Source organism: Bacillus cereus group sp. Bc010 (assembly GCF_027716745.1).
GTDB lineage: Bacteria > Bacillota > Bacilli > Bacillales > Bacillaceae_G > Bacillus_A > Bacillus_A pacificus.
In genome coordinates, this window is the sequence record NZ_JAQFUY010000063.1 from 1 (window position 1) to 9,552 (window position 9,552).

Consider the following 9,552-nt stretch of genomic DNA (forward strand, 5'->3'; position numbering starts at 1 on the left):
TCGAACTCCCCAACCCCTCAATCCTTGAGGGGCTCCCTCGCCGGTTGGCAGGAACAAACAATAGTTTGTTCAATGCCAAGAGGGTTCGGGTGTAATCCAGTTGGTCAAGTCAAATACTCCCTTCGCTTCGCTAGGTCCGTTTTGATTGACCAACACATGCAACCATCTTTTCTCTATAATTTGAGTTATTCGACAATTAGTATTTAAATTATAAAAATATGCAATATTGCATATTTTTTTCGGAAAGGAAAGTATTTACAAACACTATATCCAGGTATAACATTGCATCTTGTAAGAGAAACAATAATAGAGGAGGAAAACAAATGAAGAAAAAAGGACTTCATTTATTTTTAGTAGCTGGTCTTGCTTTAGTAGGAATGAGTGCTATCAGTAATAATTATGCTAGTGCAGATGGTCAATATTCTATTGATTATCATAATGAATATCGTTTTTGGAATCCTGATGATCGTACATATTCTGCTCAAAAATGGACTGATTCTTATTATTACATGGATTGTACAAGTATGAGTGGTATTGAGAACTTTACAGCATATGCTATGGCAAATGGATTCGATGTTGCTGATGGTCATTATTACACTATAAAAAAAGGTTCTAATCTTGGATTATATAATTTAGCAACAGAAAGACAGGGTAAGGGTACTTCGGCTTGGATTAATGCTCAAAAATATGGTAATGGTTCTGCCTATGGTTCTTGGCAACCTGATAGATAAAATGCCAAATAAAAAAGGTAGTCGATCGACTTACTCAATCACTACCTTTTTTTATTTGGCATTTTATTTATCTTATTAAAAATTTTATGGAGGCGTTTTATAAATGTTTACATATTGGTTTACACGTATAAATAATAAACACTTATATTTATCATTATTGATTGGTTTTAGTATTTGTTTCTTACAACTTGTTTTTTCTGTTATAAGTGCTTCTCATTCTTTACATACCGCTGATTCTTTTTTTTCTCCTTATACAAAATGGATAGGAATTGATTTGGTATCCAGTTTTAAAACTATGTATTATTTTTTATTACCAATTATAGCAACTATTGGCGTAGGTAATATTATACAACAAGATAAAAATAATGGATTTCTATATATTTCTTTATCTAAAACTACTAAACAAAAATATTTCACAACGTTTTTTTTAACATCCTTTTTAACAGGATTTATTGTTATTACATTACCTTTATTATTTGATTTTTTGGCTGCCTTTTTATTTTTACCAAATGTACCTGTTGATCCTATTATTAATTCAAACATTGGTTTAACAGAAACTTCTACTTTTTTCCCTGATTTATATTTTAATCATCCTTTTATACATGTTTTATTTTATATTGTTCTATCTGGTTTCTTTGGAGGAATTTTTTCATTACTATCTGTTAGTTGTTCTTTTTATTATAACAATCAATTTTCTGTATTAATTATTGGATTTATTATTCAAATTGTCTTAACCATAATGAATTTATTTATTTCTTTTCCAATATCTCCAATGTTCTTTTTACCAGAAATACAGACAATACAAAATGGTTCTTTATTATATATTACTATATTAGCTATTTCACTTTTAAGTATATCGACTATCTTATTTTATCAAGGAGTTAAAAAACGTGTTATTTTCTAAATCTATCTTACACCTTTATAAAAATATAAAAAGAAATATCTTTTTTATATTCTTATCCCTTATCTTATTTTGGATTTTAAGTTTATTTAATACTTATTCATTTGTTCGAGGAGCAAACTTTTCATTTGAATTATTAAATATATTTTTAAGTTTTAAAAGTGAAGGATTTATTTCCTTTACTTTTCTTCCCTTTTGTTTGATTCTTACAACAATATTAATACATCAACAGGATAATCCATTTTTAATAGTTAGATTTAAAACTATATATCATTACTTTACATTTAAAACTATACAAATCATGATGCTATCCGTTCTATATGTATTCACACTCACAATTATATATTTTATAAATGCGAGTGTATTCAAAATATATACCCATACATCTTTTGAACTAAATAATTATTCAGCATATCTATATATTTTTTATTACACAATAATACTAATTGTTAGTGTTTTTAATATATTACTTTTACAATCTATATTAAATATTGTACTCAAAAATAATTTATTAAGCTTTATATGTATAATAATGATGATTTTATTAGATCAATTTTTACATATAAAATTGAATATATCTTTTATTCTTTATCATGGTATTGTCATAAAAAAAATCGATGTTCTCACATTAAACACTATTATTAATCAATGTACATACAATTTAGGTATTCTATGTATAGTATTAGTAGGATTTCACCATGTATATAGTAAAAAAGAATTTCATTAATCAGGAGAAATTTGATGAACTCAAAATTTTTATTACTTATAAAACGTGATTTTTTATTATTCTGGAGTATATCAAAAATCAAATTTTTTAATGCTATATTCCTTATTATCTCCATTCTGGCAATTACTGTATATCTCATTAAAATTAATAGTTCAATAATAGGAATCCCTAATACTCACATTTATTTTACAGATATATACTTTTATTTGTTTTTTGGAGTTAAATATGAATTAGTAAAAACAAATCATTTTGATTTCCCTATCATGTGGTTGATTTTAGAAATAATTCCTTTTTATATCATAGGGGATTCTTTTAAAATAATAACAACAAAATATTCTTTATTCTTAATAGGACGATCAATTTCCTATCATAATATTTTTGTTATTCAATGTTTCTTATCATTTTGTGTCATTCTTATTTATCAAGTAATAATTATTTCTTTTATAATTGTTATTACTTATATATTTTTTAATCCTAATTTTTCAAATGGCGAGTTTATTAGAACTCTATATCATATACAAAATAGTTCTAATATTAACGTAACATTCTTTATTCTCATTCAAATATTATCTTTAACTTGTATGATATTATTGTATAACAATTTAGTAGAATTTATGAAAAGCATATATGCTGTAGTTATCATTTTTTCTATTACATTTATAACTATTTATATTCCTAACTATAAAATTTTATGGATAAACGGAACTATGTTTTCAAGAATAATTGAATTTAATATTTCTTTCACATATATTATTTCAATAGAACTAATATTATGCTTTCTATTTTATATTATAGGAACATTTCTTTATAAAAATAGAGAATATTAAACATAAAAGGAGTTTATATAAAATGGAACCTTATATTATTTTACAAAATGTACATAAAAAAATTAAAAATCAAACAGTTTTAAATGATGTCAATTTAAAATTATATAAAAATAAAATATATGGTTTTAAAGGTCCAAATGGTTCAGGAAAAACAATGATATTTAAAGCTATTCTAGGATTAATAAAAATTGATAGTGGGAATATCACAGTAAATAAACAAATCATACGTAAAGACATTTCATTCCCACAAAATACAGGCTTTATTATAGAATATCCTGGTTTTGTTTCATCCTATTCTGGATTTAAAAATCTAAAATTATTAGCTATGCTCAATAACAATATTAATGATGAAAAAATTAAACAAACATTAATACAAGTTGGTTTAGATCCACATGATACACGACCATTTAAAAAATATTCATTAGGTATGAAACAAAGACTTGGAATCGCACAAGCAATAATGGAAGACCCTGAATTATTAATTTTAGATGAACCAACTAATGCACTTGATGAAGACGGTATACAATTTATAATCGAATTACTTAAAACATTAAAAAACAAAACCATATTAGTTGCTAGTCATGATAAACATTTTTTAAGTCAATTAACAGAAGAAATCTTTACTATTAATAATGGAACTATTCTATTTTCAGAGGACAAACATATATGAAACACAAAAAAATTATACTTATCACTTCAGTAATCATAATATGTGCTTTATGTACGCTAAAATATAATTCAGTTAACAAAGATTATAAAAATTATGAAATTATATCAAAACCAATTATATTAAACCAAGAATTTATTACCAATGACTTCAAAATCACATATATGAATACTCAAAAAAATACTGTGAATATAAATAATGATAAATACATTGAATATCAAATTAATATTAAAATGAAAAATAACACAAAAAAAAATATGCAATACCCATCTAATAAATTTTATATATTAGCACCTAATTATAATTATAACCAAAGTCTATACTTATATAATAAAGATAAAAAACAAATTCCATTTCATTTACAACCTAATGAAGAAATAGAAGGTTTTTTAATATTTAAAATGCCTTATGATTGGAATATCACTGATGATACTCCAGTTAAGATTATATATTCAGAAAGTAATACTGATAAAAATCAAACGATACAACATATATTAGATTTTCAAAAATAATTATTCACTTGTATATCATATACAATCCTATTTATCATAACGTCCTATTATTAGTCGCAAGGACAACAGATTCCCCTTACTCCTATAAAAGATTTTCTATTCCTTATCTTTTTTTAATTTATTTCACATATTTTATAGCAAGGGAATGCTTGTAGACTGATCTATACTGCATTCCCTTATTGTATGTATGCTATATTTCTATTCTTCTTTTTCCGACATTAGAACCCTACATAAAATAACCGGCAAATTTACTTTTTAAACAAACCGAAAAAACCTTTCCGTTTTTGTTTCTGATTTTGTGCCTGCATATCTCTAATGTTTTCAAGTAATAACTGATCTCGTTTCTCTAGCTTCTTCTCTATAAAAACTTCTAATTCACTGTTTTTACCTTCTACTTCCGTTAACTTTTTCTCCGTATTCGCTAAATGCTCTTTTGTCGTAACCAATTCATTCGTAATTTCTTGCAATTTTTGAACAAGTGCTTGATTAAATTGATTTTGTAACTGTTGATTTTCCAATACTTCATTCAATTTCTTTTCTAATTCTGATTTTTCTTCTTTTGAAACAAACGAATCAAGTTCTCCGTTTCGCCATGACCGAACTTGATCGTAAGACCATTTTTGAGCCTGTATTTTTTCTTTTATTGCTTTTAACTCTTCTATATTTTCCTTCGAATATCTGCGATGCCCTCCCTGACTTCGCTCCGTTTGTATGTTAAATTCATTTGACCATACCTTTAACAAATCGGGTGTGATTCCTAAAAGATCCGCAACAATTTTCGGTGTGTGCATTTCCGATTTTAGTTCCAATTTTTATTCCTCCCCAAAAAACGGAATACGTTTTTTACTTAAAAACCACGATTAAATCAACATTCCAATCAAAATCGGAATGTACTTACAACCGATATGAAAACCGATTTTAAAAACGATTTAATTTCCGAAATACATTCCGATTTTACCACCGATATGTATTACTTCTCGATAATAACATCAAAATCTTTTTTCTATATACAAGATTTTATGCAAAAAAAGAATAGCGAGGATCCCCAAGATCCTCGCTATATCAACGATGTATAAAATCCTGTATACCAAATAAACAGACAAAAAAAGAAGAATACCCGTAAATACAAGGATTCTATGAAACTATTTGCTACCGATAATGAGACGTTATGTGAACTAGATTTGTATAAAGTATGCATTCACCCCTTTCGGATTTTCTTTAACTAAAAAGACATATTATGGAATAAAGAAGGAGATTGGATGTTTCATTTTGAAATAGTTATTTATTCCAGAAAAGAACAAAGTTCTTGTATAAAGATAAACATATTAAATTTATAGAAATGGGGAAAGTCAATTGAAACAAAGCACACAAAATATATATTCACCACCAAAACATATAGTTTCAGCAGCAACAATTGTAATCAATGAACAAAAAGAAATTCTATTAATCAAGGGACCTAGAAGAGGTTGGGAAATGCCCGGTGGACAAGTTGAAGAAGGAGAGTCTTTGAAAGATGCTGCAATAAGGGAAACTAAAGAAGAAACAGGTATTGATATTGAGATTTTAAAATTTTGTGGAGTATTCCAAAATGTGAACGATTCAATATGTAATACATTGTTTTTAGGTAAACCAGTTGGAGGCAAATTAACGACTACACCAGAAAGTTTAGAAGTAGGGTTCTATCCTATTGAACAAGCTTTAGAAATGGTAACTTTTATGAATTTCAGACAAAGAATTGAATACAGTTTGGATGAAAATACACAACCTTTTTATATAGAGTTTTAAGAAATAATCTTCCGTTATAAGGCACGATCACGGAAGATCCTTTTTCAGTACCGATAACGAATTTTACGTAAACTAGCTCTTCTTTTAGGGGCTAGTTTTTTGTTTTCATCTTGTCTTTTTATGTATTACAAATCGAGTGAAGCGACAACCGTTTTCGGGGTATGGCATGCCATACCCGTAGCTTGCCCCTTAACAGAGCGAGTAAACAAAGAGGGAAAGATTTTCCCTCTTTGTTTTGATCTTATCTTTAGATCTTCCATTGCTTTTTGTTTGGAGTGCTGGCTCGTCGTGTGGGGACGAAACCCCACGGTTTAAAACGTAGCGTTATGACGGGTAAGAGCAAGTCTAGGACGAATGATCTCGCGGTTCGGCTCGTATACTTGCTAATCCAAGCCGAGAACCATTGCATTGCTTTTTGTCCTTCGGCTTGGCGAGAAAAGCAAACGAGCCGAAAAAAGTTTTGCAAGGACAACATCAAAAAGAAAAGGCGGTAGCCTTTAGGTGAGGATCAACGAACCGACTTTTTGATGTTGAGGGTGGAGATTTTTGAATGATTTTCTCAAAAATACGACCCGTTCCTTGCGGAACTTTTAGCTATATATATAAGAGTGAGAAGAGCAAAGTAAAGAAAGTCAGTAATATCAAGGGTTTATAAGACATGAGGTGTTAATTTTTTTTAACACCTGTGTTAATTTTTTTTAACACCTAAAAAATAGAAAATCCTAAATAAAAAAAGATGTCAATATAAAAATTGACATCTAAAATAAATAAATTGGTAGTTTATGTTTTTTCTTATTACCTTCGATTTTGATATTACGTAATGCCTTTGAAAAAATTTGTTGAGTCGCTCTATCAATATCATCTTTAGGTGAATTACATAATATATTAGGATTAACAAACCAAGTTCTTGCTGAACAAGCCCTTCCATCTTCAGTTATTACACCTGTTTCTGCAACTCCTAAAACCCCTTTTTCAAGCAATTCATTCATCATTTTTGAAATAGAAGTCCTTGTTTTTCCTAATTTCTTGGCTAAATAACTAGGAGACGCTGTATTTGGTTTTATATCATCATTTTCATTTTTTTCAACAATAACATTCGATTTAAATTCTAGAAATCTTGAAATATCAAATAAAAATGCTTTTTCTGGTTGAGTTAAATAACCAATTTCACATAAATAATCAATATTCTCTGTAATCATTTGGACAAATCTCACCCGATCTGTAGGTTTTTTCTTTTTACCAATAAAATACTCTTCTCCACCAGACATTTTACTTAATACTTGCAGCATAATGACTCTTTCTTCTTCAGAAAGTCCACCACTACCTTCAAGTTTTTCATAAATGCTATTAATCTTACTATCTCTTTCTTTTGCCTTTTTTTCAGCTTGTCCGAAATCAATAATTTGCTTTGTCATATCTAGGTTAATTCCTCCTTAATTGAGGGAATCAACAAAAACACCTATTTTTTGCTATTTGATTATAAATCAAATTATGATAATCTATAATCAGATAAGTGAAGTTTAGGTATTTTCGTAGAATACCCTATGAAAAGAGTCATGTTACCGCATGGCTCTTTTTTTCATTCTATCACGTTTTCAATAACCTTAAAGATAAAAACAAAGTTTCCTTAATATTTTACCGCTCCATGTCCAATCCACGATGTCTATTCATTTCTTTTTTATGCTCACGTTCAAATTGATTGTCTATTCCCTTACTATCCAATTCATTTTTAATAATCCCTCTAAACGCCTTAAATTGCTCTTTAAAAACTTTTTTCGTTTGTACATACAAAACTCTTATATTTGTCTGCAGACCCTTTATATGAGCTTTTAATGAGCTAATTTCTCTATTTAATACACCAACTTCTTTTTGCAACTTACTTTTTTCTTGTTTCAACGTTCGATTTTCTTTCATCCAGCCCTCTGCATGCCCTCTTAAACTCTCATTTTCTTTCACAAAATCTGTTTCTCTCAAACGCTCATAATCTTTTTTGATAGTGACCGCTGCATTCACCTGTTTTGTAAATTCTTGATATTGTTCCGGTGATAATACATAATTTCTCGTCTGTTTCTTTGTAATTTCAGCTTTTCCAAACATTTTATCCTGTACTTCTACTACTACTTCTTTACGTAAAAATAGAATTTTAACAGGTTTATTTGGCACTTGATCTGTAGCACTATCTAATTCTTTTTGCATTTGTTCTACTCTTTTTTCTAACTCTATATGACGCTGGCCAATTAACTGCAGCTTTTCATTTTCACTCTCTACTTGTTGCTTTACTATCTCTAATTCTTTGTACGTATCAACGACATCACTTTCCAAACTCGTTTTCGTTACTTCTAATTCATTTGTTTTCTCTTCAACGTTTTTTAAATGATCGTCAATCGTTTGTAACTGTGTTTCTTTTTCTTCTACTTGGTTTTCAATAGTTGACTTTGCTTCTGCATACTCCTTGTATTGACGAACTTTCATGTACTTATATGAACCTACATTAGCACGTTCAAAATTCGGAATATATTCTTTAGCCAATTGCTCGATATAAGCCGTTTCTGTTTCTCTCCAATGCGCAATTAACTTTCTTCCCGTTCCTTCGACACCCTGTTGTTGCAAGGCTCTATCCATTCCGACACGCCTCGTTAATCCTCGACTACTCTCAAAATTCGGTACATAGTTAATATGTAAATGCGGATTCGCTTCATCATCATGTAAAACCATATTATAAACCGCTAGGTTTGGATTTCTCTCTTGAAAAGCTTCAGCATAGCGCTTCAGAGCTTCCTTTTTAGCTTCCCTATACTTTACGTCGTCTTTACCTTCCCCAATCGCTACAACGAGTTCTCGTTGCTCATGTGTCTTATCATCTTTATGTACTTTTTTATAGTAGTCATCAATTTTACGATCATTCCGTTTTTGTTTCTCGTTATACTTATCCACGGCTTCTTGAAAAACATCCTTGTATACACTTCGGATGTCCTTTTGAACAAAATAAATATTCTCCTCTGACCTGGCTGGATCAATACCAGGATTCCCATGAATATTTTCCCTGTTATTGTGGCTTAATGAACTTTGGTGAGATTGATTAAATGAGATAGAACCCAACATAAAGTGCCACCACTTTCCCTAGATTAATTGATACCATAAGTCTAGCAAAGCGACGAAATGGAGTCAATTAAAGTAACCCTATACGTATTTTGACGCTTTCGCATCAAAATCGATAGGGGTCTGCGACGCTTTTCGGCTTTGCCGAGCCACATTACACGTGGCAAAAACAAAACCTTGGGCGTTGCCCAAACCCACTGGGGAACTCTTCCCCAGACCCCATCATTCGAACTCCCCAACCCCTCAATCCTTGAGGGGCTCCCTCGCCGGTTGGCAGGAACAAACAATAGTTTGTTCAATGCC

8 protein-coding genes are annotated in these 9,552 nt (G+C 29.5%); 5 read left to right on the forward strand and 3 right to left on the reverse strand.

The genetic code is table 11. The features are described from left to right. The first annotated feature begins 323 nt into the window (after positions 1 to 323). From PDQ68_RS27860 to PDQ68_RS27875, 4 genes are all read left to right on the forward strand, one after another. Positions 324 to 731 (forward strand): hypothetical protein, encoded by a 408-nt coding sequence (locus PDQ68_RS27860; RefSeq protein ID WP_050224766.1) that lies wholly within the window; start codon positions 324 to 326, stop codon positions 729 to 731. Positions 732 to 834: 103 nt separating this feature from the next. Further along, complete coding sequence (locus PDQ68_RS27865; RefSeq protein ID WP_050224767.1) at positions 835 to 1,635, forward strand: hypothetical protein; 801 nt, start codon at positions 835 to 837, stop codon at positions 1,633 to 1,635. Between the two features lie 1,573 nt (positions 1,636 to 3,208). Beyond that, positions 3,209 to 3,856: an ATP-binding cassette domain-containing protein gene (locus PDQ68_RS27870; protein ID WP_050224770.1), complete on the forward strand. Its 648-nt coding sequence runs from the start codon at positions 3,209 to 3,211 to the stop codon at positions 3,854 to 3,856. Next, positions 3,853 to 4,365, forward strand: a complete 513-nt coding sequence (locus PDQ68_RS27875) for a DUF4352 domain-containing protein (protein ID WP_050224771.1) — start codon at positions 3,853 to 3,855, stop codon at positions 4,363 to 4,365. Before PDQ68_RS27870 ends, PDQ68_RS27875 begins: the two co-directional genes overlap by 4 nt. A gap of 248 nt (positions 4,366 to 4,613) precedes the next feature. Here the strand turns inward: PDQ68_RS27875 and PDQ68_RS27880 are convergent, their stop codons facing one another. Then, positions 4,614 to 5,174 carry a MerR family transcriptional regulator gene (locus PDQ68_RS27880; protein WP_000421199.1) on the reverse strand — a complete coding sequence of 187 codons (561 nt, stop codon included), beginning with the start codon at positions 5,172 to 5,174 and terminating at the stop codon, positions 4,614 to 4,616. Positions 5,175 to 5,718: 544 nt separating this feature from the next. Between PDQ68_RS27880 and PDQ68_RS27885 the strand changes: the two genes are divergently transcribed. Continuing rightward, positions 5,719 to 6,150: an NUDIX hydrolase gene (locus PDQ68_RS27885; RefSeq protein WP_270787145.1), complete on the forward strand. Its 432-nt coding sequence runs from the start codon at positions 5,719 to 5,721 to the stop codon at positions 6,148 to 6,150. A gap of 758 nt (positions 6,151 to 6,908) precedes the next feature. On the opposite strand, the gene PDQ68_RS27890 is transcribed toward PDQ68_RS27885, so the two are convergent. Further along, positions 6,909 to 7,565, reverse strand: a complete 657-nt coding sequence (locus PDQ68_RS27890; RefSeq protein ID WP_050224764.1) for a replication protein — start codon at positions 7,563 to 7,565, stop codon at positions 6,909 to 6,911. Between the two features lie 220 nt (positions 7,566 to 7,785). Then, complete coding sequence (locus PDQ68_RS27895) at positions 7,786 to 9,252, reverse strand: plasmid recombination protein (RefSeq protein ID WP_050224765.1); 1,467 nt, start codon at positions 9,250 to 9,252, stop codon at positions 7,786 to 7,788. Positions 9,253 to 9,552: the final 300 nt, after the last annotated feature.

Bases quoted from the DNA above. Each gene is read 5' to 3' on its own strand.
- PDQ68_RS27870 (WP_050224770.1), top strand. From the start codon at position 3,209: ATGGAACCTTATATTATTTTACAAAATGTACATAAAAAAATTAAAAAT.
- PDQ68_RS27865 (WP_050224767.1), top strand. From the start codon at position 835: ATGTTTACATATTGGTTTACACGTATAAATAATAAACACTTATATTTA.
- PDQ68_RS27895 (WP_050224765.1), bottom strand. From the start codon at position 9,252: ATGTTGGGTTCTATCTCATTTAATCAATCTCACCAAAGTTCATTAAGC.
- PDQ68_RS27860 (WP_050224766.1), top strand. From the start codon at position 324: ATGAAGAAAAAAGGACTTCATTTATTTTTAGTAGCTGGTCTTGCTTTA.
- PDQ68_RS27875 (WP_050224771.1), top strand. From the start codon at position 3,853: ATGAAACACAAAAAAATTATACTTATCACTTCAGTAATCATAATATGT.
- PDQ68_RS27890 (WP_050224764.1), bottom strand. From the start codon at position 7,565: ATGACAAAGCAAATTATTGATTTCGGACAAGCTGAAAAAAAGGCAAAA.